At 62.0% G+C, this 26,780-nt stretch carries 14 protein-coding genes; 9 read left to right on the top strand and 5 right to left on the bottom strand.

Annotated features, from left to right (window positions below; all coding sequences use genetic code 11):
- Positions 1–141 precede the first annotated feature (141 nt).
- Entirely contained in the window at positions 142–573 is a 432-nt protein-coding gene (locus MUN80_RS09675) for a hypothetical protein (protein WP_244722863.1), read from the bottom strand.
- A gap of 443 nt (positions 574–1,016) precedes the next feature.
- On the opposite strand from MUN80_RS09675, the gene MUN80_RS09670 reads away from it, so the two are divergent.
- The 4 genes from MUN80_RS09670 to MUN80_RS09655 all read left to right on the top strand — a co-directional run bounded on the left by MUN80_RS09670 (position 1,017) and on the right by MUN80_RS09655 (position 7,793).
- Positions 1,017–2,366 (top strand): TolC family protein, encoded by a 1,350-nt coding sequence (locus MUN80_RS09670; RefSeq protein ID WP_244722861.1) that lies wholly within the window; start codon positions 1,017–1,019, stop codon positions 2,364–2,366.
- Between the two features lie 128 nt (positions 2,367–2,494).
- A complete protein-coding gene (locus tag MUN80_RS09665; RefSeq protein ID WP_244722859.1) occupies positions 2,495–3,631 on the top strand; it encodes an efflux RND transporter periplasmic adaptor subunit in 1,137 nt (378 codons plus the stop codon).
- Between the two features lie 259 nt (positions 3,632–3,890).
- The gene (locus MUN80_RS09660) at positions 3,891–7,124 is read left to right on the top strand and encodes an efflux RND transporter permease subunit (protein WP_244722857.1); all 3,234 of its coding nucleotides are present in this window, start codon (positions 3,891–3,893) and stop codon (positions 7,122–7,124) included.
- A 66-nt stretch (positions 7,125–7,190) separates the two neighbouring features.
- Entirely contained in the window at positions 7,191–7,793 is a 603-nt protein-coding gene (locus MUN80_RS09655) for a nitroreductase family protein (protein WP_244722855.1), read from the top strand.
- A 62-nt stretch (positions 7,794–7,855) separates the two neighbouring features.
- Here the strand turns inward: MUN80_RS09655 and MUN80_RS09650 are convergent, their stop codons facing one another.
- Complete coding sequence (locus tag MUN80_RS09650) at positions 7,856–11,650, bottom strand: RCC1 domain-containing protein (RefSeq protein WP_244722853.1); 3,795 nt, start codon at positions 11,648–11,650, stop codon at positions 7,856–7,858.
- Between the two features lie 412 nt (positions 11,651–12,062).
- Here MUN80_RS09650 and MUN80_RS09645 point away from each other — a divergent pair, with 412 nt between their 5' ends.
- Both MUN80_RS09645 and MUN80_RS09640 read left to right on the top strand, forming a co-directional pair.
- A complete protein-coding gene (locus MUN80_RS09645) occupies positions 12,063–12,977 on the top strand; it encodes a DUF4249 domain-containing protein (RefSeq protein ID WP_244722851.1) in 915 nt (304 codons plus the stop codon).
- Positions 12,978–13,038: 61 nt separating this feature from the next.
- Entirely contained in the window at positions 13,039–15,420 is a 2,382-nt protein-coding gene (locus tag MUN80_RS09640) for a TonB-dependent receptor (RefSeq protein WP_244722849.1), read from the top strand.
- Between the two features lie 75 nt (positions 15,421–15,495).
- Here the strand turns inward: MUN80_RS09640 and MUN80_RS09635 are convergent, their stop codons facing one another.
- The 3 genes from MUN80_RS09635 to MUN80_RS09625 all read right to left on the bottom strand — a co-directional run bounded on the left by MUN80_RS09635 (position 15,496) and on the right by MUN80_RS09625 (position 20,712).
- The gene (locus MUN80_RS09635; protein WP_244722847.1) at positions 15,496–16,554 is read right to left on the bottom strand and encodes a T9SS type A sorting domain-containing protein; all 1,059 of its coding nucleotides are present in this window, start codon (positions 16,552–16,554) and stop codon (positions 15,496–15,498) included.
- Positions 16,545–19,490: an FG-GAP-like repeat-containing protein gene (locus MUN80_RS09630; protein WP_244722845.1), complete on the bottom strand. Its 2,946-nt coding sequence runs from the start codon at positions 19,488–19,490 to the stop codon at positions 16,545–16,547. The genes MUN80_RS09635 and MUN80_RS09630 overlap by 10 nt, the downstream gene beginning before the upstream one ends.
- 346 nt (positions 19,491–19,836) lie before the next feature.
- A complete protein-coding gene (locus MUN80_RS09625) occupies positions 19,837–20,712 on the bottom strand; it encodes a manganese catalase family protein (protein WP_244722842.1) in 876 nt (291 codons plus the stop codon).
- A gap of 555 nt (positions 20,713–21,267) precedes the next feature.
- Between MUN80_RS09625 and MUN80_RS09620 the strand changes: the two genes are divergently transcribed.
- From MUN80_RS09620 to MUN80_RS09610, 3 genes are all read left to right on the top strand, one after another.
- The gene (locus MUN80_RS09620) at positions 21,268–22,614 is read left to right on the top strand and encodes an SWIM zinc finger family protein (protein ID WP_244722839.1); all 1,347 of its coding nucleotides are present in this window, start codon (positions 21,268–21,270) and stop codon (positions 22,612–22,614) included.
- 75 nt (positions 22,615–22,689) lie between these two features.
- Positions 22,690–25,773: a DUF6493 family protein gene (locus MUN80_RS09615; RefSeq protein ID WP_244722836.1), complete on the top strand. Its 3,084-nt coding sequence runs from the start codon at positions 22,690–22,692 to the stop codon at positions 25,771–25,773.
- Positions 25,774–25,870: 97 nt separating this feature from the next.
- Positions 25,871–26,740: an alpha/beta hydrolase gene (locus MUN80_RS09610; protein ID WP_244722834.1), complete on the top strand. Its 870-nt coding sequence runs from the start codon at positions 25,871–25,873 to the stop codon at positions 26,738–26,740.
- Positions 26,741–26,780: the final 40 nt, after the last annotated feature.

The raw sequence follows: 26,780 nt of genomic DNA, 5'->3' as shown, positions 1-26,780 counted from the left end.
AGCACTTTAGTTTTAACAGCAGCGACCTACCAGCCCAGGGCTAGTAGGTCGCTGCTGTTAAAACTATTTTATACTCCATTACCGAAGTGGATGGACGAGCCAGGAAAAGCTTACTCTTCTGGCCCAAGGGCCTTTAGGGTGCTATTGGGCCGTCGGCACGGTCTGGGCCTGTACCAGCCACTGCGTGGCGGTGCCTTCATCGGTGGCGTAGTGCAGGCGGTAGGGCAAGGCCGCCCGGTGGGGTGTTACGTGGGTACGCAAGAACTCCTGGGCGCCCGCCAAGTGCTCCGGCGACACGAGGTAGCTAAAGTGCAGGGGGCCCCCGAAGCGGCCGACTACGTTGGGTGCCAGCTCCTCGAAAACCCACTGGGTAACGGTGGCATTGAAGCTGGGCCGGCGGCGGGCGTCAATCAACCAAAACCGACACTCCTGGTCTTCGGCGGTTACTTCCACAGCTTGGTAGATACGCTTGGCCTCGGCTTCTTCCACCGTGTTCAGCCAGCGCATTACCAGAATATGCAAATCGGGACGGTAGGATAAATCGACCAGCGGGGATGGGGACAATAGTTGCATAGGGGTGGAAAGGTCGGCTCTTGGAGCCGCATACGAAAGCTCGGCCCGCCGGGATACAGTCCTGAAAAATGTAGGTCGCGTGCAACCCCCACTCCCCGCCCCGACTTTGAAGCCGTTGCAAAGGCCGGCCCGGTACCGCGCGGAAAAGAGAGCTGAGCGGCATAACTTTTCTTGAGCACTCCGGTTTAACAGGCTTCTGGTCGCCTCCGCCCGCGGTGGGCGGCCGGCAGCGGCAAAACGTGCCAGCTGCTTTCTTATTCCGCAGCACCACGCGCCCGGGCCCCAGACCGCCGCGTAGGCTGCATGCCGACCTATCCTACCGCCGCGCCGGGCTCCCACCCTCTCCCGCGCCCGGCACACTACGTTTATTCTCCGTGCCCCCTGCCTGCGCAGGGACCAACACCCGTGTGCGGCTCCTGTCGGAGCCGTTTAGTTTGCCCGCTATGAAAAAAAATCAACAAGCTGTCTGGTCACTGTTTGGCCTTTTTCTGCTTGCCCCCTTCCTGGCTTTGGCGCAGCCCACCGCGCCGCCAACCACCAGCCAGTACACCCTGGAACAGTGCCTCCAGTTTGCCCTTCAGAATCAGCCCCTACTGCGTCAGGCCCGCATCGATGAGGAAGCCAACGAGGCCACCATCCGCATCGGGCTGGCCGGCTGGCTGCCCCAGGTAAACCTTAACGCCACCGGCCAGCATTATTTCCAGCTGCCCTACACGGTGTTTCCCAACGCTGAGGGCGTAAACGTGCCGCGCCAGATTGGTTTGCGCAACACGTCCACTATTGGTATAGGCGCCACCCAAGCTATTTACAACAATGACGTGCAGCTGGCCTTGCGCAGCGCCCGGCCGTCGCGGCAGTTCTACCAACAGAATTCTACCAACGTCCGCATCAACGTGGTGTCGGACGTGAGCAAGGCGTTCTACGACGTGCTGCTTTCCCAGCGCCAGCTCGACGTGCTCAGCGAGGACATCGTGCGGCTCCAGCGCAGCCTAAAGGACGCCAAGGCCCGCTACGACGTGGGCATCGTGGATAAAATCGACTATAAGCAGGCCGAAATTTCGCTGAATAACTCCATCGTAGCCCGAAAGCAGGCAGTGGAGGCTATCAAGGCTAAGTCGGCCTACCTGAAGGAACTCATGGGCCTAGCCGGCGCCCAGCCCCTGGCTCTGCAGTACGACACCCTGCGGCTGACGCAAGACGCGGTGGTAGACACGGCAGTGGCCCTGGACGCGGCTAACCGCATCGAAATACAGCAGCTCCAAACCCAGAAAGTGCTGCAGCAGGCCCAGATCAGCTATTACCGCTGGGGCTTTCTGCCGGCGCTGTCGGCCTTTGGCAACTACAACTCGGTGTTCCAGAACAACAACTTCGGTGACCTCTACAGCCAGCGCTTCCCCAGTTCCTACGCTGGCCTGCAGCTGAGCCTACCGATTTTCCAGGGCGGGCGGCGCCTGCAGAATCTGCGCCGCGAGCGGCTCACCGACCAGCGCCTCGACCAGGACATCGTAGCTACCCGCAACCGCATCAACACCGAGTTTGAGCAGGCCCTGGCTACCTACAAGGGCTACTATGCCGACTACCTCATCGGGCAGCGCAACCTGGCCTTGTCTAAGGAAGTGTATTCGGTGGTGGATTTGCAGTACCGCGAGGGTATCAAGACCTACCTCGACGTGATTGTGGCCCAAACCACGCTGCGCACGGCCCAGCTCAACTACTACAGCGCCCTGTTCCAGGTGCTCAGCAGCAAAGTCGACCTGCTGCGTGCCCAGGGCAGCCTGCCCGTTGCTTATTAGAACTCAGAGCCGAGAAGTTAGGGCTTAGACTGTATTGGCAGTCTGACCGAAACTCGCGGCACTCCGCTTCTGCCTTTCCTGCTTCTAAGCTCTGAGTTCTGACCTCTGAGCTCTACGCAAACCTGAATATGAAAAAAACGATTCTTGCCCTCTCCTACGCATCCGGCCTGCTGTTTATGGCCAGCTGCGGCAACAAAGAGGCCGACAAGCCCGCCGGTCCGCCGCCAGCTACGCCCGTAACCCTGGTAGACGCCCGCACCACCGACGCGGTGTATTACGACGAGTATCCGGCTACCGTGGTGGCCATCAATAACGTGGAGCTGCGCAGCCAGGTGGCGGGCTTCATTACCGGCATCTTCTTCAAGGAAGGCGACGTGGTGACGAAGGGCAAAACGCTCTATGAAATCGACCGGCGCAAGTACGAGGCCGCCTATCAGCAGGCCCTGGCGGGCCTGCGCAGCACCCAGGCCGTGGTGCAAAACGCTAAAGTGAACCTGGACCGCTACCAGCGCCTGGCCCAGCAAGACGCCATTGCCCGCCAGATCGTCGATAACGCCCAGACCTCCTACGCCACGGCCCAGAGCCAGGTAGCAGTGGCCCAGGCCGGCGTGGCCGCGGCCCGCACCGACCTCAGCTACTCCCTGATTACAGCCCCGTTCTCGGGCCGTATCGGTATTTCGCAGGTGCGCCTGGGTTCCCAGGTTAGTCCGGGCTCGACGCTGCTCAACACCATCAGCGGGGAGGACCCGATGGGCGTGGATTTCGTGATTACCGAGTCGGATTTGGCTCGTTTCGTAGACTTGCAGCGCACCGCTGGCGGCCGGGGCGACTCGACCTTCCGCCTAGTGCTGCCCGACGGTACCCGCTACACTGAGCCGGGCAAGATCCTGGCCATCGACCGGGGCGTCAACCAGCAAACGGGGACTGTGCAGATTCGAGTGCAGTTCAGCAACCCCAAGCGCCAGCTCAAGGACGGCATGAGCGCCGTGCTGCGAGTGCTCAACCGGCAGTCGGGCCGCCGCCTCGTTATTCCCTTCAAGGCTGTGGTGGAGCAGATGGGTGAAAACTTCGTCTTCATTGCCGGCGACTCCAGCAAGGCCCGCCAGCGCAAGGTACAGCTCGGCCCCCGCCTGCGCGACCAGATCGTGATTATGGAAGGCATCAAGGAAGGCGACAAAGTCGTGACCGAGGGCCTGAACCGCCTGCGCGACGGGGGCCAGATTACGACCGCCGCCCCGGCCGCAGCGCCCACCGCCGCTAAGTAACCCCCATGCCTCTCCTTAGATGAGGGGATGCCTGAAGGGCGGGGTGGTTGACCTTGCCAAAACGACCGTTTCGACGATTTCAATCACCGAAACACCGATCCGAATCACTGTTTTGGTCATACGGATCACCAAAATGGTCTTAGCTAGGACCAAAACAGCCTTAGCTAATGCCCAAATGGTCTTCGCTAAGACCGAAATAGCCTTAGGTATCACTAAAACAGCCTTAGCGAAGACCTAAACAGCCTTAAGAGCAGCACTAATGATTGCAGAAACCTTTATTCGGCGCCCCGTTACGGCCATTGTCACCTCGCTGGTGATTGTGCTGGTCGGGGTGCTGGCCATCCTGAGCTTGCCCGTGGGGCAGTATCCGGAAATCACGCCGCCCACGGTATCAGTGAGTGGTACCTATACCGGCGCCGACGCCCAAACCGTGGAGCAAACCGTGGCTACGCCCGTGGAAGTGCAGGTAAACGGGACGCCGGGCATGACCTACCTGCAAAGCAATAGCACCAGCAACGGGCAGATGAGCATGACGGTGAACTTCGAGGTGGGCACCGACATCAACATCGCCGCCCTCGACGTGCAAAACCGCGTGGGCATTGCCCAGCCGACCTTGCCGCAGGAAGTGCAGCGCCTGGGCCTGGTGGTGCGCAAGCGGAACCCCAGCATTCTGATGCTGGTAGCTATGTACGCCCCCAAAGGCTCGCACAATACCACCTTCCTCGACAACTACGCCAACGTCTTTATCAAGGACGCTTTGCTGCGCACCAAGGGCGTGGGCGACATCGTGAGCCGGGCCGACGACTTCTCGATGCGGGTGTGGCTTAACCCCGATAAGCTCAGCCAACTGGGCGTGACGGCCCAGGAAGTGACGGCGGCCATTCAGGAGCAGAACGCCCAGATTGCGGCCGGCTCCATCGGGGCCCCGCCCGCCCAGACCGGGCAGACGTTTGAGTACATCGTCTTCGTGAAAGGCCGCCTGACGAGTACCGCAGAGTTTGGCGACATCGTGGTCAAGACCCGGCCCGACGACGGCTCGGTGGTCTACCTCAAGGACGTGGCCCGCTTGGAGCTGGGCAAGTTCAACTACGCCTCCAATTCCTTCGTGGACGGCAAGCGCGCCGCCTACCTGCTCGTGTATCAGGCTCCCGGCGCCAACGCCCTCGATACCTACGAGAACGTGGTAACGACCATGAACCAGCTCAAAAAGCAGTTCCCCACCGACCTCGACTACGTGATTCCCTTCGAGTCGGCCTCGGTGGTGAAAGTGTCCATCAACGAGGTGCTGCACACGCTGGTCGAGGCCCTGGTGCTGGTCATCATCGTGGTGTACCTGTTCCTGCAAAGCTGGCGCTCCACGCTGATTCCGGTACTGGCTATTCCGGTGTCCATCATCGGCACTTTTATCTTCTTTATTCCCCTGGGCTTCACCATTAACACGCTGACCATGTTCGGCTTCGTGCTAGCCATCGGGATTGTGGTCGACGACGCCATTGTGGTGGTCGAAGCCGTGGAACACAACATGAACGAGCGGGGCCTCTCGCCCCTGGACGCCACGCTGGCGGCCATGCGCGAGATTTCCGCTCCCGTTATTGCCATTGCCCTGATTCTGGCGGCGGTGTTCGTGCCCGTGGGCTTTATTCCCGGCATCACCGGCCGCCTCTATCAGCAGTTTGCCATTACCATTGCCATTTCGGTGATTATCTCAGCCTTCGTGGCTTTGTCGCTCACGCCGGCGTTGTGCGTGCTGCTGCTCAAGCCCCACAAGCGCGACGAAAATTCGCGGGGCCTCGACAAGTTTTTCTACAAGTTCAACACCTGGTTTGACAAGGTGACGGGCAAGTACGGCAACGGCGTGCAGCGCGGCATCAAGAATTCGCGCCTGGTGGTCATCATTCTGGTCTGCATTGTGGCCGGCACGGGGCTTTTGTTCAAGAACAAGGCCGGCGGCTTTATCCCGACCGAAGATGAAGGCCGTCTCATCGTGACCTTCAACCTACCCGAAGCTTCCTCGACCGAGCGCACCGTAAACACGCTGAACGAGGTGATGAAGGAGCTCGGCCAGATCAAAGGCATCCGGCACTACGCCGGTCTGGGTGGTCTGAACGCGGTAAACTTCTCGTCCAAGTCGAACAGCGGCACCGTGTTTTGCCAGCTCGAACCCTGGGAAGACCGCAAAGACAAAGAAGTGCAGCTCCAGGGTCTGATTGCGACGGTCACCCAGCGCCTGAGTCGTCTCAAGGAAGCCAACGTGGTGGTTATTTCCCCGCCCGCTATTCCGGGCCTGGGCAACACCGGCGGCTTTAGCTTCGTGCTCCAGGAGCGCGAGGCCGGCGGCGACATCAAGAACTTCGACGCCACGCTCCAGAACTTTCTAGGTGCCTTGCGCAAACGGCCCGAAATTGCGGCGCCCTTCTCCTTCTTCACTGCCAACACGCCCGGCTACCAGCTCACGATTGATAGAGAAAAAGCCAAGAAGCTCGGCGTATCCATCTCCGACATTGGCACGGCCCTGCGCACCTACCTGGGCTCGGCCTACGTGAACGACTTTACCGTGTACGGCCGCAACTTCCGCGTCGTGACCCAGGCCGACAGCATGTACCGCGCCGACATCTCGAACCTGGGTCAGTACTACGTGCGCAACTCCTCGGGTGGCATGGTGCCCCTGAGCACGCTCACCAGCTATAAGCGCACCGAGTCGGCCCCGCTGATTTCGCACTACAACCTGTTCCGCTCGGCCGAAATCAACGGTAACGCCGCCCCGGGCTATTCTTCCGGCGACGCTATCAACGCCCTCAAAGAGGTAGCGGCCCAGTCATTGCCCCAGGGTTACGGCTACGAATTCTCAGGCCTGACGCGGGAAGAGCAGCTGGCCAGCGGCCAAACCGTCTACATCTTCGCCCTGTCCATTGCCTTCGTGTTTCTGTTCCTGGCGGCCTTGTACGAAAGCTGGTCGGTGCCTTTCTCGGTGCTGCTGGCCGTGCCCCTGGGCGCTTTCGGCGCTATCCTGGCCCTCACGTTTTTGCCCAAGCTCACCAACAACGTCTACGCCCAGATTGGTCTGATTACGCTGATCGGCTTGTCGGCCAAAAATGCCATCCTGATTATCGAGTTTGCCAAGGAGCGGGTAGATAAGGGCATGCCGCTGGTCGATGCCACGCTCGAAGCCGTGCGTCTGCGGCTGCGTCCCATCGTCATGACCTCGTTGGCCTTTATCTTGGGCGTGCTGCCGCTGGTGTTTGCCTCCGGCGCCGGGGCCCAGAGCCGGCAGACCATCGGCTGGACGGTGCTCGGCGGCATGCTCTCGGCTACGATTCTGGCCATTTTTATCGTGCCGGTGCTCTACGTGCTTATCACTCGCCTGGCCTACGGCAAAGCCAAGCTGGCCGAAATGGAAGCCAACTACAAGCCCGACGACGAGCACGGTGGCCACCACGACCAGGACCGCCTCAACCCTGGTCCTGACGACCCCAAGCTGCTGCCGGCCCACTAAGTCAAACCCCACTTTCTCTTGAAGAAGGTGGGGTTTAGTGTTTTCTTCCCAAACTTTCCTTTCCCGATGTCCGATACTTCCCAAACCGCCTTACCTACTCCCGCCCAGTTCGACGCCCTTGTTCGGGCCCGGCGCAGCATCCAAACGGTGCAGTTCGAGCCCGGCCACGTCGTACCCGACAACATTGTGCAGCAGATGCTGGAGAATGCCAACTGGGCCCCCACCCACAAGCGCACCGAGCCCTGGCGCTTCGTGGTGTTCAAGGGCGCTGGGCTGGCGAAGCTGGCCGAGTTTCAGGCCAACCTGTACCGGCAGCAGGCTGGGGAGTTTGTGGATGAGAAGAAAGCCCAGAAGCTGGCGCAGAATCCGCTGCTGGCTTCCCACGTCATTGCCATCGGCCTGAAGCGCCACCACGTGCTGCCCGAAATCGAGGAAGTGGAAGCCGTGGCCTGCGCCGTGCAAAACCTGCACCTGACGGCCGTGGCCCACGGCCTGGGCGGCTACTGGGGCTCGGGCGGCATCACCTACCTGGAAGAAGCCAAGCCTTTTTTCGGCCTCGGCCCCGAGGATAAGCTGCTCGGCTTTTTCTACCTGGGCTACGTAGCCCAGCAGCCCGGCCGCAACCTGCGCAAGCCCATTGAGGAGAAAGTAACCTGGGTGACGGAGTAAGGCACCACAAAAAAAGCCCGCTGCACGCAGCGGGCTTTTTTATTGCAGCTAGTTTTCTGTGCCTATTCGACTATAAGGCGGGCCACCTGCTGACCGCAGCGCACCAAGTAAAGCCCGGCTGGCAACCCCTGTAGCTCCAACTGCGTGGCACCAGCGGCAAAATGGCGTACCACCTTCCCTTGCAGGTTCAGCAATTGCACTTCAGTCCCAGCGGCGGCACCCAGCAGTTGCACGCTCGTGGTAGCCGGGTTAGGCAGCAGCTGCAACACAGCCGCCTCGCCCCCGCCGGCTACGCGGCGCACGGGCGAGTTGGTTTCGGCCTGGTCGGTGTCGCGCTGCACGAGGCGGTAGTAGGCCGCGTTGGTTTCCGGGTCACGGAAGCGGTACTGGTGGGCGGTCGTGCTGGTGCCGTGGCCGGGCACGAAGGTCAGGGCCTGCCACTGCCGGCCATCGTAGCTTTTTTCCACGGTAAAGCCGGCATTCTTCCACTCCTGGGCCGTGGTCCAGGTCAGCGTTACTTGGTGCGGACCGCTGCGCTGGGCAGTGAAAGTCGTTAGCTCGACGGGCAGCGGCTGCACCGACAGCAACGGGCTAACCCGGTCGAAACGGGTGCTCAGGGTGGTGGTGGCGTCGCCGAGCTGGCCGGCACTATTGAGGCCCGTGCTCAAAAAGCCAAAGGCCTGCGGGGTACGCCCCAGGGTGTGAAACTGACCCGCGGCTACCTGCCGCCAGTCGGTGCGCAGGGTAACTTCCTGCACGGGGCTGGTTTTGCTCACGGTGGTACCGTCGCCGAGCTGGCCGGTGCCGTCATTATAGCCCCAGGTCCACAGCGTACCGTCGGACTTCAGGGCGGCGGTGTGAAAGAAGCCCGCGCTAACCTGCGTCCAGGTGCCGGTGCCGATTTGCGTGGGCACGGTACGCTGGGTGCTGGCGCTGCTGCCATCGCCGAGTTGGCCACTACCGTTGCTGCCCCAGGTCCAGAGCGTGCCGTCGGCGCGCACGGCCGTGCTATGCGTGTTGCCGGCGCTGATGCTGGCCCAGCTGGTGGCCGTGCCGATCTGAACGGGGCTGCTGCGCCGGCTGGTGGTGCCGTCGCCGAGCTGGTAGGCTCCGTTGTTGCCCCAGCCCCATAAGCTACCATTGTCCTGCACGGCCAAATTGTGGTTGTTGCCGGCGCTAATCTGCACCCAGTTGGTACCCGTACCAATTCGTACCGGGCTAAGGCGTTGGGTCAGGGTACCGTCGCCAAGCTGGCCGTCGACGTTGTAGCCCCAGGTCCAGAGCGTCCCGTTGGCCTTCAAGGCTACGCTGTGGTACTCGCCGGCACTCACCTGGGTCCAGTTGGTTTCAGTGCCAATCTGCACCGGGCTGGCTTGGTCGTTCTGGGTACCGTCGCCGAGGCGGCCCTGGCTGTTGCTGCCCCAGGCCCAGAGCGTGCCATCGGCGCGCACGGCCAGCGTGTGGCTGCTGCCGGTGCTGACCTGTACCCAGCTGGTGGCGGTGCCTACCGGCATGGGCCGGCTGTTGGCGGTAAAGGAGGTGGTCCCATTGCCGAGCTGACCGCGGCTGTTCTCGCCCCACATAACCAGCACCCCGTTGGGGCGGATACCGGCACTAAAGGAGCTGCGGGAAGCCGCCAAGCTGAGCGTAACAAGGGCCGCATCGGCCTGGCGGGGGGTGAGAATGTAGGTAGCTGTGTAGTCTGTAGTGCCCAACTGGCTGTTTTCATTGTTTCCCCAGGCCCAGAGCGTGCCGTCTACTTTTATCCCTACGCTGTGGTGGGTGCCCGCGCTAACGCTTTGCCACGTGGTGGCGGTCCCGATTTGCGTGGGCGTCCTACTCGGGGTAGTGGTGCCGTCACCTAGCTGGCCTACCTCATTGCGCCCCCAGGCCCAGAGCGTGCCGTCCGCTTTTATCCCTAGGGTGTGGTAGTTGTCCGCGCTAACGCTTTGCCACGTCGTGGCGGTCCCGATTTGCGTGGGCACCATACGCCGGGTAGTCGTACCGTCGCCGAGCTGGCCGTCGGAGTTGTCGCCCCAGGCCCACAATGTGCCATCCGTGCGCATCGCTACACTGTGTCTGTCGCCCGCGTTAACGCTTTGCCACGTGGTGGCGGTGCCGATTTGCGTAGGCACCGTACGCCGGGTAGTGGTGCCATCGCCAAGTTGGCCGTTGAAGTTGTAGCCCCAGGTCCACAACGTACCGTCCGCTTTTATCGCTAAGGTGTGGAAGCCGCCCACGCTGATGCTTTGCCACGTCGTGGCGGTGCCGATTTGCGTGGGCACCGTACGACGAGTAGTGGTGCCATCGCCGAGCTGGCTGTCGGAGTTGTTACCCCAGGCCCACAATGTGCCATCGGTCTTCAGCGCCACCGTGTGGCCGTAACCCACGCCAACGCTTTGCCACGTAGTACCGGTGCCGATTTGCGTAGGCACCGTACGCCCAGTGGTGGTGCCGTCGCCGAGCTGGCCGTTAGTATTATCGCCCCAGGCCCACAACGTGCCGTCCGCTTTTATCGCTAGGGTATGGCCGTAGCTCACGCTGACGCTTTGCCACGTGGTGGCGGTGCCGATTTGCGTAGGCACCGTACGACGGGTAGTGGTGCCATCGCCGAGCTGACCATCTGAGTTGCTGCCCCAGGCCCACAACGTGCCATCCGCTTTTATCGCTAGAGTGTGCCTATCGCCCGCGCTAATGGTTCGCCACGTGGTAACTGTTGGCTCAATAGGATATGGAGTAGCTATATAAGTACGGGAGTTACTCTCCGTACCGAGTTGGCCAAAGGCATTTTGGCCCCAGGTCCACAGGGTACCGTCGGCTCGCAGGGCCACGGTGTGGCTGCCACTGGCCACGGCGCTGACCCACGTACTAGAGGCACTTATTTGCATAGGGGTACTTACATGGCCGGAAGTAAAGCCCACACCTACTTGGCCGAAGGTGTTCGACCCCCAGGCCCACAGGCTGCCGTCGGCTTGGGTAGCTACACTATGGCTGCCGCCCGCTTCCACCGTTGTCCACCTGCCAACACTACTGATACGCACCGGACTGGTGCGGCTGATCAGGGTAGCATCGCCCAATTCGCTGTTCACATTGGACCCCCAGCCCCACAACGTGCCGTCGGCCCGGATGGCCAGGGTGTAATTACCGCCAGCGTCCACGCTTTTCCACGTGGCAAAATCAGTTCGCGTCGGGGAAGATATGTTGGTGGTGGATCCGTTACCGAGCTGGCCGTGGCTGTTGGAGCCCCAGGCCCACAGCGTGCCGTCGGCTTGTAGGGCCACGGTATGGCTGCCGCCGGCGCTGACGCTTTGCCAGGTAGCAACAGTGCTGATTTGCACCGGAGTAGTAAAATTAGTGCCATTGGTAGAGCTGTTACCTACTCTGCCTTGAGCGCCGTTGCCCCAGGCCCAGAGCGTGCCATCCGCTCGGATGGCCACCGTGTGGCTGTCGCCGGCGCTGACACTTTTCCACGTAGCGTTCCCCCCGATTTTTACCGGACTGGTACGAGTGGTCAGAGTACCATCGCCTAATTGACCGTTGCTATTGCTGCCCCAGGCCCACAAGGTGCCGTCGGCCTGAAGGGCCACGGTGTAATTGCTGCCAGCGGCCACGCTTTTCCACGTCGTGGCGGTGCCGACCTGTACCGGGCTGAAGCGTTGGGTCAGGGTACCGTCGCCGAGCTGACCGTTGTCATTGCTGCCCCAGGCCCAGAGCGTACCATCAGGGTGGATAGAAACCGAATGGCTGTAACCAGCATCAAAAGTGCCGCTTAGCACCTGGGCGGAAGCCAGCCGAGTAAAGAGCAGTAACGAGCAGCAGAGGCTGAGAACCAGCCGCCAAGAGAAGAAGTGTTTCATGCAATAGGATAAGAAGCGCGTAAGTCAGATAAGCCGGTAAAGGTCTGGCAAAGAATATTGCTATCCTACGAACGGCTGCCGTTGTAGCATCGCGCATTTCTTCTCATATTCCCGCTGCTTACTGCTACCCTATCTACTTGGCTCGGCGCCTTTTACACAGCGCGCTTACCCGCTGCCCCGGTCCCTGGTTTTATCCTATTATCTCTTCCCTTACCCCGTCCTGTACGACGAACCGTACGACAACCATTGCCGCCACCTGCAAGCCTCACGCGACATGCTGGCCGCCTCGCTCGGTTTAGGCAATACCACCGGGCAGGGAGGAAGCCAGACTCAGCAATTTGCCGCCCGGGCTACACTACGCCGATTCTTCTCCGCGTTATGGGGCTGTCTAGCGTAGTATAGCCCAATTCTTATGCGAGTTTTAAGTAAGTGTGTCATTATTCTGCTTGCGGGTGGAGCCGTCGTATTGCCCGGCTGCATCGACCAGATTGATGCCGATTTGCCCGAGCCGCCGAAGAAGCTGGTTCTCAATTCCATTCTGACGCCCGACAGCGTATTTCGGGTGCAGGTCAGCCGCGTCACGAGCACCTTGGATTCGTCGTCGCGGGTGCTTTCCACGGCGAAGGTGTATTTGCTGCAGCCGGGCCGGCCCGCCGAGCTGTTGGCAAGTGAGGGTAAGGGCCTGTACTCCTTGCCCAGCAAGCCCGCCAGCCTAGCCCCTTACACCCTGCAAGCCGATCTGGAGGGCTACCCCACCGCGCAGGCTTCCGACACGATACCCACCCGGGTGCCTATCGACGAGGCCTGGTACTCCTTCCCGACCGGCACCGACCGCAACAACGAGCTACTCGGCACCATTGTCGTACGATTCACGGACCCGGCTGCCCAGACCAATTTCTACGAAATCAGCTGCTACCAGGAAAACCAGGGCCTCACGCTCGATGTGCGGGGCAACGCGGCGCTGGCTGCCGAAGATGATAAGGAGTTTGAGCCCCAGTCGCTGGTCTTTTCGGATCGGCTTTTCAACGGACAGGCGTTCGAATTACGTGGCTCCTTTTTAACCCACGGCCACACTGGCGGCGGCTCATCCGGCCCGCCCACCACCCGCGACCCGCTCCTGGTGCTGCGCACGGTGAGCCGGGCCTACTATCAGTATCGCAAAAGCTGGACCCGGCACCTCTACAACCAGGGCACCAAAGGCGACACCTACAACTTAAATCAGTTGCTGTTTTTGGGCGACCCCAGCACCATGTACTCCAATGTAGCCGGCGGCTACGGGGTGGTGGCGGGCTATTCCCAGAACACCCAACGCCTACGCCCCCGCTAAGATGGCGCTCTACTGTTACTGTATCTGCCACAGCCGGCTTCTGCGGGCTGGAGGCCTTGTTTTGCTGCTTCTGCTGGTCGGCCGCTGCCCTAGCCTGGCCCAAAGCCGCATCACGCTCAGTGGTACCGTGCGCGACGCCCGGACCGGCGAAAAGCTGCTGGGCGCGGCCGTATTTGTGGCCGGTAGTGCTACGGGCACCACCACCAACGCGGCCGGCTTTTACTCTCTGACCTTGCCCAGCCAGGACTCGGTGCGGCTCACGGCCGGCTACCTGGGGTATCAGCGGCAAACCGTTACCCTTTCGGGCCGCCAGACAGCCACCCGGGCCTTCGCCCTGACGGCCGACAATGAGCTGGCGGAAGTGCGAATTCGGGCTTCGCAGGAAGCTCCGCTGGAGCGCCGGGTGGAAATGAGCACCCTGCAGATTCCGGTGGCCCAGCTACGGAAGCTGCCGGCCTTGCTGGGCGAGCCCGACGTGCTGCGGGCCTTTCAGCTCATGCCGGGCGTGCAGGCCGGCCGCGAAGGCAGCGGGGCCCTGTACGTGCGCGGCGGCTCCCCCGACCAGAACCTGACCCTGCTCGACGACGTGCCGATTTACTACGTGAGCCATATCGGAGGCTTCCTGTCGGTATTCGATGCCAACGCCATCAGCGACATTCGCCTGATTAAGGGCGGCTTTCCGGCCCGCTACGGCGGCCGGCTTTCCTCGGTGCTGGACGTGCGCCTCAAGGAAGGCAACAAGCAAAAGCTGAGCGGCTCGGCCGGGGTGGGCGTGCTGGCGACGCACTTCTCGCTGGAAGGGCCTCTGAACAAAGGCAAGACTACCTTTCTTGTCTCGGGCCGGCGCGGCAACCTGGACCTGTTTTCGCGGCTGGCCAGCGCCCGGTCCTCCGGCGGCAACAGCGTGGTGGGCTATTCCTTCTATGATGCCAGTGCCAAGGTCAGCCACCAGCTTACTCCCCGCGACCAGGTCTTTGCCGCGCTCTACCTGGGCGGCGACCGGCTCTTCATCACCCAAAAGCCCCAAACCATACCCAGCCCCCAGGGCAGCTACACCTACCAGGGCGGCAGCGACCTGCGCTTCGGCAATGCCCTAGCCTCGGTGCGCTGGAACCGGGAACTGACGCCCCGCCTGTTTGGTAATGCCACCCTGGCCTTTACCCGCTTCCACTACGAAAACGGCCAGTATTACCATTTGGAGAGCAGTACGCCGGGGAGCACCCGCAACGAGGACAGTGAGGCCGAATTCACGTCGGGGGTGCAGGACGCGCAGTTCAAAGCCGACTTCGACTATTACCCCAGCCCCTGGCACCAGGTGCGGTTCGGGAGCAGCATTATCCGCCACGGCTTCACGCCCGGCGTCAACTACTTCACTACCCGCACCACCCAGGCCGCCCGGGATACAACCTTTGGCTCCAGCAAGGTGGCGGCCCGGGAGCTGAGCGTGTACGCCGAGGATGAAATCAGGCTGGGTGCGCGGCTGTCGGCCAACGTGGGGGTGCGGGCCGTGCGCTACGCCGTGGCGGGCCGCTCGTTTGGCAGTGTGCAGCCGCGGGTGCTGGCCACCTGGCTAGTGGGCGAGCATACGGCCCTGAAAGCGTCTTACGCCTCGATGCAGCAGTATCTGCACTTGCTTTCTAACAACGGCGCGGGCCTGCCCACCGACTTGTGGGTGCCGGCCACAGCCCGTGTGGCGCCCCAACGGGCCCGGCAGGTAGCCCTGGGCGTGGCCCACACGCTTACCAAATGGGGGCTGGAAATCAGCGTGGAAGCCTTTGCCAAGCAGCTACGCAACCTGATTGAGTTTCGGGAGGGCGCCACCTTTTACAACAGCTCCCAGGATTGGCAGGACAAGGTGGTGACAGGCGGCCGGGGGCGGGTACAGGGCCTGGAAGTGCTGGTACAGCGCAAAACCGGCCGCCTGACCGGCTGGGTGGGCTATACCCTGGCCCGCAACGAGCGGCGCTTCGACCAGCTTAACGGCCAGCAGTGGTACCCCTACAAGTACGACCGGCGCCACGATGCTTCCATCGTGGGTATCTACGCCCTGAGTGCGCGCATTACGCTGTCGGCTACCTGGGTGTACGGCACTGGTAATGCCCTGACCCTAGCCCAGGGTAACTACAGCGTTATCAGCCAGAGCTACGGGTCCACACCGAAATCGTACATCCCCATAAACCGCTACGACTATCTGGCGGCGGAACTCTACGGGCCTAAAAACAGCTTCCGCATGCGGGCCTATCACCGGTTGGATATAGGAGCCACCTTTACCAAGCCTGTGCGGCATGGGGAGCGAATCTGGCGCCTGGGCGCTTACAACGTCTACAGCCGCCACAACCCCTACTACATCTATTATAACCAAACCCCGGAAGGCACCAAGCAGCTCAAGCAGCTGAGCCTCTTCCCGTTTTTGCCCGCTATTAGCTACGAGCGTAGCTTCTAAGCCTTCCGGCCTCAATACAAAAGCCCCGCCGGCCAACTGCCGATGGGGCTTTTTTCAAGTAGGGAGTAGGCAAGCTTATTCGACTACAAGGCGGGCCACCTGCTGACCGCAGCGCACCAAGTACAGTCCGGCTGGCAACCCCTGCAGCTCCAGCTGCGTGGTACCGGCTGGCAGGCGGCGCAGCACCTGGCCCTGCAGATTCAGCAGCTGCACTTCGACCGTGGCGTCGGAGCCAAGCAGTTGCACCGCAGCCGTGGCTGGGTTGGGGAAGAGTTGTAGCGCTGGGGTCTTGCCGCCAGCTACGTAGCGCACCGGGGATGCTGTTTCATTGCCGTCCTGGTCCTGCTGCACGAGGCGGTAGTAAGCCGCGCCGGCTTCGGCATCCTGGTAGCTGTACTGGTGGGCCGTAGTGCTGCTGCCCTGGCCGGACACAAAGCCCAGCGGCTGCCAGCGGCGGCCGTCGCGGCTCTTTTCCACCTGGAAACCGGCGTTGTGCAGTTCCTGGGCCGTGGCCCAGCGCAGCTGCACCTGCCGCGCGTCCTGACGCTGGGCCGTGAACCAAGTCAGTTCCACCGGCAAGGGGCCGGCGTTATTGCCACCGTCGATGTTGAAACGGATGCTCACTGAGTTGCCACTGCTGTTGACTATGGCTAGGTCCAAGTCACCGTCGCCATCTACATCGGCTGCGGCCACGCTGCTGGGGCTAAGGCCTACGCTCACGTCGGTGGTGCCGGTAAACGAGCCGCCGCCCGCGCCCAGGCGGATGCTCACTGAGTTGCCATTGGCGTTAGCCACTGCCAAGTCGGGCTTGCCGTCGGCGTTGAAGTCGGCTACCACCACACTGCTGGGATTAGTACCTACCGCCACGTCGGCGGCGCTGGTGAACGTGCCGTTAGCCGCGCCCAGGCGGATGCTCACTGTGTTGCTGCCGCCGTTAGCCACGGCCAGGTCAGGGCGGCCGTCAGCATTGAAGTCGCCCACGGTCACACTGCTAGGATTAGTACCTACCGCCACATCGGCGGCGCTGGTGAACGTGCCATTGGCCGCACCCAGGCGGATGCTCACCGTGGCACTACTGTTATTGGCTACGGCCAGGTCGGGCTTGCCGTCGGCGTTGAAGTCGGCTACCACCACACTTTGGGGCTATTACCCACCGCCAGGTCGGCGGCGCTGGTGAACGAGCCGCCGGCCGCGCCCAGGCGGATGCTCACCGAACTGCTGTGGCTGTTGGCCACAGCCAGGTCGGGACGACCGTCGCCGTTGAAGTCGGCCACCGCCACGCTAAAGGGTTTATTGCGCACAAACAGCTCGTCGGCAGTAGTGAAGGTACCGTTGCCCGTGCCTGAGAGGATGCTCACTATACTGCTGCTGCCGTTGGTCACAGCCAGGTCGAGGCGGCTGTCGCCGTTGAAGTCGCCCACGGCCACACCGAAGGGATTCGTGCCCACCGCCACATCGGCAGCGTTGGTGAACGTACCATTGGCCGCGCCCAGGCGGATACTCACCGTGGCACTACTGTTATTGACCACGGCCAGGTCCAGGTAGCCGTCGGCGTTGAAGTCGCCCACGGCCACGCTCTGGGGGTTATTCCCCACGGTCATGGCTACGTCGGTGGTACCAGAGAACGAGCCGCTGGCTGTGCCCAAGCGGATACTCACCGTGTTGCTGCTGGCGTTGGCCACCGCCAAGTCGGGGCGGCCGTCGCCGTTCAGGTCGGCCACGGCCACGCTGTTGGGGCTGTTGCCCACGGCCATGTCGGTGGTGCCGGTAAAAGTGCCGTTGCCTGCACCCAGGCGAAGGCTCACTGTGTTGCTGTTGCCGTTGGCCACCGCCAAGTCGGGGTAGCCGTCGCCATTCAGGTCAGCCACGGCCACTCTGCGGGGAGTAGAGCCCACAGCTACTTCGGTGGTGCCGGTGAAGGTGCCGGTGCCTGCACCCAGGCGAATGCTCACTGTGTTGTTGCCGCCGTTAGCTACCGCCAAGTCGAGGCGGCCGTCAGCGTTCAGGTCGGCTACGGTCACACTCTGGGGGATATTGCCTAGGGCCACGTCGGCGGCACTCGTAAAGGTGCCGTCGCCCACGCCCAGGCGGATGCTCACCGCTCTGCCGTTGACGCTCACGGCCAGGTCGGGCTTACCGTCGGCGTTGAAATCAGCCACCGCCACGCTGCTGGGACTCGTACCCACGGCCACGTCGGCGGCGCTGATAAAGGTACTGTTGCCTGCACCCAGGCGAATGCTCACCGTATTGCTGCTGGCGTTGGCAACCGCCAAGTCGGGGTAGCCGTCGCCATTTAGGTCGGCCACGGCCACACTCTGGGGATTAATGCCCACGGCCACGTCGGCAGCGCTGGTGAAGGTACCATCGCCCACGCCCAGGCGGATACTTATCGTTCTGCTGTTTTGGTTGACCACAGCCAGATCGGGCTTACCATCAGCGTTGAAGTCGCCCACGGCCACATTCAGGGGACTATTGCCCACGGCCACGTTGGGGGCGGCGATAAACGAGCCGTTGCCCGCGCCCAGGCGGATGCTCACCGTGTTGCTGCTGATGTTGGCCGTGGCCAGGTCTACGTTACCGTCGCCGTTGATGTCGGCCACGGCCACACTGTAGGGGTTAAAGCCTACGCCCACGTCGCCGGGGAAGGTACTGCCGCCGTTGAAGCAGATGTTTATCGTATTGCTGCTGGTGTTGGCTACGGCCAAGTCGGGGCGGCCATCGGCGTTGAAGTCGGCCACGGCCACACTCTGGGGGTTATTGCCCACGGCCACGTCGGTGGTACCGGTAAAGGTGCCGTCGGCCGCACCCAGACGGATGCTCACCGTTCTGCTCGTGCCGTTAGTCACGGCCAGGTCGGGGCGGCCGTCGCCGTTGAAGTCGGTCACCGCCACGCTGTAGGGGCCAAGGGCCACGGCCACGTTGGGGGCGGCGGTGAACGAGCCGTTGCCTGCGCCCAGGCGAATGCTCACCGTCCTGCTGCCGTTATTGGTCACGGCCAAATCTACGTTACCGTCGGCGTTGAAGTCGGCCACGGCCACGCTGCTGGGGCCAAGGTTCACGGGTACGTCGGTGGCGCTGGTAAAGGTGCCGTCGGCCGCACCCATGCGGATGCTTACGGTGCTGCTACCATTATTAGCCACAACTAGGTCGGGCTTGCCGTCGGCGTTCAGATCGGCCACGGTCACGTTCTGGGGGCTAGTGCCCACAGTCACGTCGGCGGGGCTGGCAGCGGCAGTGGTGAAGGTACCATCGGCCGCGCCCAGGCGGATGCTCACCGTGTTGCTGCCATTGTTGGCCGTAGCCAAGTCGGGCTTGCCATCAGCGTTAAAGTCGGCTACGACCACGCTGTAGGGGGTAGCGCCTGTAGCTACATCGGGGGCGGCGGTGAACGAGCCGTTACCCGCGCCCAGACGGATGCTGACTGTGTTGCTGCCAGTGTTGGCCACGGCCAAGTCTACGTTACCGTCGGCGTTCAGGTCGGCCACGGCCACACTACGTGGCGCAGAGCCCACGGGTACATCGGCAGCACCGGTGAAGATGCCGGCCCCCGCGCCCAAGCGGATGCTTACTGTATTGCTGCCGTTGTTAGCCGTGGCCAAGTCGGGCTTGCCATCAGCGTTAAAGTCGGCTACGGCCACGCTGTAGGGGGTAGCGCCCACGCTCACGGATTCGAACTCGGCGCCGAAGCGGCCACTGCCAGCGGGAGCCTGGGCGGCAAACTGGTACTGGCTGGGCACGGCGATGGTGCTCGTGGCTCGGCTGGTGGCCCGCGTAGTTACGCCCACCGTCATTGGCTCGCCGGGCAGCAGCAGCTTATTGGGCTGGAAGCGGATGGTATTGGTGCCCCCGCCGGAGTAAGTACCCGGCAGCAGTCCGCGCCACTGGCTGACCACGCGCACCGCGTCGGGGGCGGCGGTTTGGGTGCTCATGGCTTCGGAGAAAGTTAGGGCCACCTCGGTGTCGCGCGCGACGGCCGGGGCGTTAGCGGCAGGCAGGCGCGTGACCAAAGTAGGCGCCTGCGCCAAGGCGGCCGTAGGCAGCAGCAGGCCCAATAAGTAAAAGTGTTTCATGCACTAGGTATAGCGAGAAGTACGAGGCGAATAACCCCGCAAAACTCCATCTAAATAAATTACTAACCTATGCTACGCGCCTCTTGTACGGCCCCGCTTTTATGCTAATACCTCAAGCGCTTATTCACAGCATATCTACCTGAACCGTAGCCTACTACACAACAACCTTGCCCCCAGCCCCTGGTTTTATCCTTTTATTTTTCCCCCTACCCCTACGTTATTGGGCACCAGTGCCTAACGTGTACTATGGGCTCAGCAGGCCTCGGGCAGCGGGTGCCGGTCCCAAAAAAGCCCCGCCGGCCAAGTGCCGACGGGGCTTTTCAATGCCGCAAGCGGCAGTTAGCTTTTAGCTGAGCGTATCCTTAATGTTGCCGATGATGGTATCGGTTAGGGTCATCTGCTCGGTTTGGGCGTGGCCTTCCGGTACCGGCGGAGCAAGCTTGGGCTCCCCACCCAGGGGCTGGGCTTTTTTGATGTGAAACTCGCCCTTGCCGTCGATAGACTGACCTTCCGTCCAGCGGCCGGCGGGCGTGCTGCCATCGCCCGAGTTGATGTAGGTACTCACGAAGGCGTAGTTGAAATCCTGCACTTCCTGGCTTTGCGGGAAGGAGTTGGGGATGGGGTGGATGCCCTGCACGCCGCCCAGCTCTTCGAGCACGGCCAGCCACTGGTTCTGGTGCATCGTGTCGCGGGCAATGAGGAAGCTGAGCATGTCTTTCATGCCGGGGTCATCGGTCATTTCCCAGAGGCGGGTCGCCAGTACGCGGCCGGTGCTTTCGGCCATAACGTTGGCGTACATATCGGCGGCCGTGTTGCCGCTGCCTACCACCCAGGAGCCGTTAAACGGAACTCCGTTGGCGTCTACAGCCATAGCGGCCAGACCCGAGGAAAGGAAGTGGCGGGGGTCCATGCCGCCGAGCACGGCGCCAATCATCTTGTCCTTGGCCATCTCATCCTTAAGGCTCGTCGGAGCGCCTTCCAGGTTCAGGGCCACAGCCGTTGCCAGCATCTCGATGTGGGCCATTTCCTCGGTGCCGGTTTCGAGCAGCATGTCGCGGTACTTTACTGGGCCGCGGTTGCCCCAGGCCTGAAACAGGTACTGCAAACACACGCGAATCTCGCCCTCGATGCCCCCAATGGCCTGCTGCAGCATGCGCGCAAATGTGGCGTTAGGCTTCTCAACCCGGACTTTGTACTGGAGTTCTCTATCGTGATAGAACATAATGGTGAAATGGTTAGGTAGGTGGAGCGAATTCCCCGAACAGCCGGGGCTAGCCTTGCTTACGAGGCATTTGGGCTAGGTAATACCTGACAAATACGGGTTTTGCCCTTGCCAACTACGGAATTGACTCCGTATAAAGAACCATTATTAACTTTTGGCTATATAAAGTCTGCCTAGCACCCAACCTTTTCTTCTCTTACCTGTTCTGCATCGTTTGCCCACAGCTCAACCATATCGTAAAGGCCATCCGGCTCACCCCAGACTTCAGGCCAGCCTGCCAACCAGCGGGCAACATCTCGCTGCGGATGCTACAGAGCTAATCATATAGTATTGCCGGCCGGATGTCTCCTGCCGGTCGACAGGACGGGCACAATAGGCATCTACCCCTGAATGCGGCGCGTTGCGCTCCTTCTACTAATTTCCACTAACGAACCCACCCCACCCCGACTAACCTAACTAGCAAAACCTGGGGGCACCAGATTGAGTATATACTAAAAAAGTTAGCAATTGTAACCCAAAGCTCTTACCTTAGAGTCCGAAAACAACGCCTTTGCCATGTCTGACTTTGCGTATGCCTATGCCCGCCCTTCCACCCTGGAAACCCGTCCGGAAGGCAACTCTCTGCTGCTATCGGCTTTTGCCGAGGAGCAAGCCACTACCACTACTGGTTCTGCCTGCTTCTTCTGGGGCCGCCTCCGCGACTCCTGGCTGGCGGCTCGCGGCCTAAGCACTTTAGCAAAAGTGGTGGCCTCCCGCTTCGTGCCCCAGAGCGCCGCCCTGCGCGACCCTATCGTGACGGCCGGGGCCGGGCAGCTCCGCTTCGAGGCCTTCTCGTCCTGCAATGGTGTCTACGCCCGCCTTGACCTGAACTCCGAAGCCCTCGACGGAGAGTTCCTCAGCAGTGGCACCACCAACGTGGACTTCAACGAGCCCATGGTGAATGCCCTGGCCCGCATTGCCCGCACCGAGCCGGTTATCCTGTCCGTCGGCGACAAAGAAGTGACTCTGGAGCGGGCTGCCGGCAAGGTAGTGGAGCGTAAAGTAGCCTTGCCCGAGCGGTGGATCAAGGGCCTAACCAGCGTGCAGGCCTACCTGGCGGTGATGGAGGAAAAGCTGCGTCTAACCCGGGTTCAGGCTCTGCAGTTGGTACAGGGCCTGCCCGCTGGCACGGCCAAGACCGACTTTTTCCTGGTCTTGCGTGGGCCCCGGCCCAGCTTCTCACCGGTGGGCAGCCCCGGGGCCGTGCGGGTAGGCGGCGTGCACCGGCTGCGGCTGCTGGAGGGCTTGCTTCCGCTCTGCGAGGCCCTGCGCGTATACGCCACACCCGACGGGCAGGCTGCGGCCTTCGTGCTGGAGCTGGGTGGCGGGCAGCGGTTTATGCTGGCCTTGTCGGCCGATGTGTGGCGGGGCTTTTCGGGGGAAGGCAACCAACTCGACACCCTGATGGAAGAACTGCCGGCCGAGTGGGTGGCCGGCGCTAACCGCCTGTTCCGGGGCAACGAGGTGTTTAACCCCAGTGTGTTTGCCCTGGAAAATGACCTGGCTCCCAACACCGTTGACCGGCTCTGCGCCAGCCTCTCGGCCATGGGCCTGCTGGGCTTTGACCTGGCCGACAACCAGCATTTCTATCGGCGTTTGCCCTTCAAGCTGGGCCGTATTCTAAGCTTGAATCCGCGCCTGAAAAACGCCCGGGCCCTGCTCGAAGCCGCCGACGACGTGCAGCTCGTGGGCGTGGGCGCCGGGGGGCGCACCGAGGCCCGGGTCCGCGGTACCGACGTGTGGCACACTGTGCTGGTGGGCGGCAACGAGCCGGCCCGCTGCACCTGCCCGTGGTTTAGTGGCCTGCAAGGTCAGCGGGGCCCCTGCAAGCACATTCTGGCCGCTCAGATGCGCTTTGCTTAACTATTTCGGCCCTGGCCTCGCCAAGCGGCCGGCGCGTTACTGCTTATTATCTACCTGTTACCTGACTTTCTAACTATGTCTGCTGTCGAAACATTTGAGTATATCATCCGGCATCAAAGCGCCCGGGAGCTGGTGCCCTTTCTGCTGGCCCTGCCCAAAACCGACATTATCCCCGTGCGCAAGCATACTGTGAAGCTCAAGAAAGAGCTGGAGGCGGTGGTGCAACTCAAGCCCAACACCTGGGGCAGCCGCATCACCCGGAAGCAGAGCATGATGCTGTTTCTCAGCGGCCTGCGCACCTACTCCCGCAAGGAGGCCCTGGCCAATAACTTTATGGGCTGGTGGTCCGACCTGACCAACGAGCCCTACTTCTGGCAGATCCTGGAGCACACTCGCCCCGATTGGGTGTCCGACTGGCTGCAGCGCTGGTCGAGTAGCAATCAGTGGTATAAGCCCAGCTACCGCCTATTGCGCCAGCTCGAGGACCGGCAGATTATTGCCTACGAGGCCCGCCTCTTCAGTGGCTCGGTGCCCGGCCTGCTTTCCGACTTGTGCCAACCGCTGTGCGAAACCGCTCCGGTGCCGGCTCAGGCCGAAAAACTAGTGGCCCAGCAACTGAGCACCGATACGGTGCTGCTCACCCGGGATTTGCCGCTCGTATTCGACTTCGACTCCGCCATCGACTCGCACAATGCCAGCGTGCAGCTGAGGATGGACAAGAAGTGGTGGCAGTCGAAAGAGCCCCTTACGTGGCAGAACTGGAGCGAAAAGCATCCGCCCCAGTTTATCACCTGGCTCGATATTATCCGTGACTTGGCCGCCGCGGGTCACCTCGACCGAGCCGATTTGCTTACCCGCAGCTTGCTGGCCCTGCGCCGCGACTTCCGCCGGCCCCTGCTGACGTGGTTTAAAAACCTATTTGTAGCCCTGCAGCCCATGGCCGCCGAGCGGCTGGCCCGGCAAAGCGAGCTGGTTGAGCTACTGGCTCATCCCCTGCCGCTGGTCGTCAACTTTGCCCTGGACCAGCTCAAGGACCTGTGGGCCAACCCAGGCTTCGAACCGGCGCCCTTGCTGCTTTACGCCGAGGGCTTGCTGACGCGCCAGGACCTAAAAACGGCGCTGCGGGCCTTATTGGGCGCCTTCGAGAAGCTCGTAAAGCGGGAACCCAACCTGGCCCCGACCGTAGCCCGTCTCACTTCCTCAGCCCTGGCCAATGGCGATGCCGGGGTGCAGGAGCGGGCCGCCAAGCTGCTGGCCGGCTTGCTGAGAGCCAAAAATCCGGTACTCAGCTCCGAAGAAGCCGAAGAAGTGACGGCCACTATTAGCCTCTACGCCGACCTGCTCACGGCCGCCGCCCGCACCATCCTGGCTAGCTTTCTGGTGGCCGCCCCCGATTCGGCAGCCACGGCAGCGGTGGCTTATGCTCCGGTGGCCGAATTCGCGCCCGATATTTCGGCTGCTACGGCCATTGCCCCGGTAGCTGACTGGCACGAGCTGCTCTTTTTAACCGGGCAGATGGTACAGCAAAACGAGCCGGCGGCAGCGGAACGATGGCTGGACGGGCTGCTACGCCTGCGTGGGCAGTACCCGGCCGGGTATGCTCAACAGCTGCGGCCTTACCTGCTCCAGATTCTACCCTGGGGCCTGAAAGGCAAAACAGAAGAAGAAACCACCACTTTTCTGCGCGAAACAACCTTTAAAGAAGGTCGCAATGGGCAAAAAGAGCTGCTGTCGGCCTTGCTTATCAGTTGGTATCTGGGCTTTACGCAGGCCAAAGTGCCGTACGTAGGCATCCGGGACCAGCAGTACAGCAACCCTGACCCGCTGTTGCAAGTCGAGCAGCAGCGGCTGGCAGCCGTCGAAGCCCGTCTGCAAGCTGCTGGTGCTCCTTTGCCGCTGCTGAGTACACCCAGCCACGCGCCGCACTGGGTGGCACCCTCGGTGCTGGTGCAAAAGCTGCTGGCTTACCAAGCGGCCGGCCATACGCCCGATACCGCCGATTTAGCCATTGCCCTGGCCCGCACCGCTTTCCAGGCAGAAACCGATACGGCCGTAGCCCGGCAACGCTTACCCGAACTGGAGCACTCCGAGCTGCGTGCTTTGCTTGGCTGGTTCCTGGCTCCGGCCGATGCTGAGCAAGCCCTGCCCATGCCGACGCCAGCCGGCCGGGAGTTGACGTCGGTTGTGCAGACGGTGGCCAAAAAATTCGGGCAGCTCAACCCTTTCCGCCAGACTCCGGCGGCTATGCCCCCTGTTGCGCTGGCTGAAGCCCTACCCTGGCTCTGGGCCGTGGCGGGCCGTACCCGCCGCCCCACGGCTCAGTTGCCGGAGTTGTTGCCGCTAACGACCTGCCCAGGCGTGGCCGAGCCCTGGAGCCCGGAGTGGAAGTTTGAGCAGAAGTCCAACACTTACAAACAAAGCTGGAACAAGGAAAAGCCGGAGGTAACCACCGTCTGGCAGGAACTCAACGTCATTACCAAGCTCCCCGGCAAACGTCCGCCGTCCCCGCTGCTGCTCTATTCACTGCACGCTAGCCTGCCGCACACCAACCACTATTATTTGTGGTTATTAAAGCCCGATTTGCCGTTTCTGCTCACCCTGCTGCCCAATAATCCAGCGCCGCTGCACTGGCACTTGCTGCACACAGCCTGCCACACCGACAGTCAGGGCCCGGAAGGCCGCGACGTAGTGCAGCATTTCCTCAATTCCCTGCTGGTTCCGGGTCCACGATTTGATGACAGCACCTCGGTCCTGCTGGCTATGGGCATCGTGCACAACGCCCCGGTGTGCCGCGCTCTGGCCCTGGAAGTCCTGCTCTCGGCCATTGCCGCCGGCCGCCTGCAGCCCACCTTGCTGGGTGAAGCGCTGGGCAAAATCCTGGCCGTGGAATTTGCTCCCCTGCAGCGCCTGACCGACGTACTGGCCCAGACCCGCGCCATCGACCCACTCACCGACGATGCGGTGCGCCAGCTGCTGGACACGCTGCTACCCATGCTGCCCGCCGCGCCCCTGCGCAACACCCGCAAGCTCATCGAAACCTACGCCGACTTGCAAAGCCGCACCGGCCAGCCCGTGCCCGCAGCGGTGCAGAGCCGCCTGCGCGAGTGGAGCAGCTCGGCCACGCTAAAAAAGGCCGCTGCGGGTCTTGTTATGGCGTAGCAATGCCCGGCGCATCTCGTACTTTCGGTTTTCACCTCCCGGTTTGTCTATGAAAGCACTGGTTTTAGCTGCCCTACTCGGGTTTTCTGCCCATTCTATGTCTGCCCAAAGCATTGTTTCACTCTATTCGGGCACCATTCCCAACTCCATTGCCACCAACTTGCAGGAATCGACCACCACGCTGGCCAACGGCGGAGTGCGGGTTTCCAACGTGGTGCAGCCCACGCTGCAGGTGTTCCGGCCGGCCAAGGAAAAAGCCAACGGCACGGCTGTCATCATCTGCCCCGGCGGCGGCTACGTGCGCCTGTCCATGGACCACGAGGGCACCGACGTAGCCAAGCGCCTCAACGAAATGGGCGTCACGGCCTTCGTGCTCAAGTACCGCCTGCCCAACGACCAGAGCCAGCCTGACAAGACTACTGCGCCCCTGATGGACGCTCAGCAGGCCCTGCGCCTAGTGCGGCAGCAGGCCACGGTGTACGGCATCAACCCCAACCGGGTGGGAATAATGGGCTTTTCGGCGGGCGGCCACCTGGCGGCTACGGCCGGCACTCACTTCACCACCCCCGTCGGCGACCCCAAAGACAACACGTCCGTGCGGCCCGACTTTCTGGTGCTGCTCTACCCCGTTATCAGCTTCACCGACAGCTTGGCCCACGCAGGCTCCCGCAAGAGCCTGCTCGGCGACACGCCCCCGGCCGCCCAAATTAATCTCTATTCCAATGAGCAGCAGGTTACGGCCCAAACTCCCCCGACCTTCTTAGTGCACGCAGCCGACGACAAAACCGTGAAAGTGCAGAACAGCCTACGCTTCTACGAGGCTTGTTTGCGGGCTAACGTGCCGGTCGAGATGCACCTTTACCCGAAGGGCGGCCACGGTTTCGGCATGAACAACAAAACCACGAAGGACAACTGGACCGAGCGGCTGCAAAACTGGCTCGACGCCAACGGCTGGTTGGTAAAATAGCTCTGGCTGCCGCTTTGCTGAGGCGCAAAGGCAGTAAATC

This window comes from Hymenobacter cellulosivorans (genome assembly GCF_022919135.1).
Taxonomy (GTDB): Bacteria; Bacteroidota; Bacteroidia; order Cytophagales; family Hymenobacteraceae; genus Hymenobacter; species Hymenobacter cellulosivorans.
Note: the sequence above shows the minus strand (reverse complement) of the source record. Positions and strands in the feature narration are given on the sequence as shown.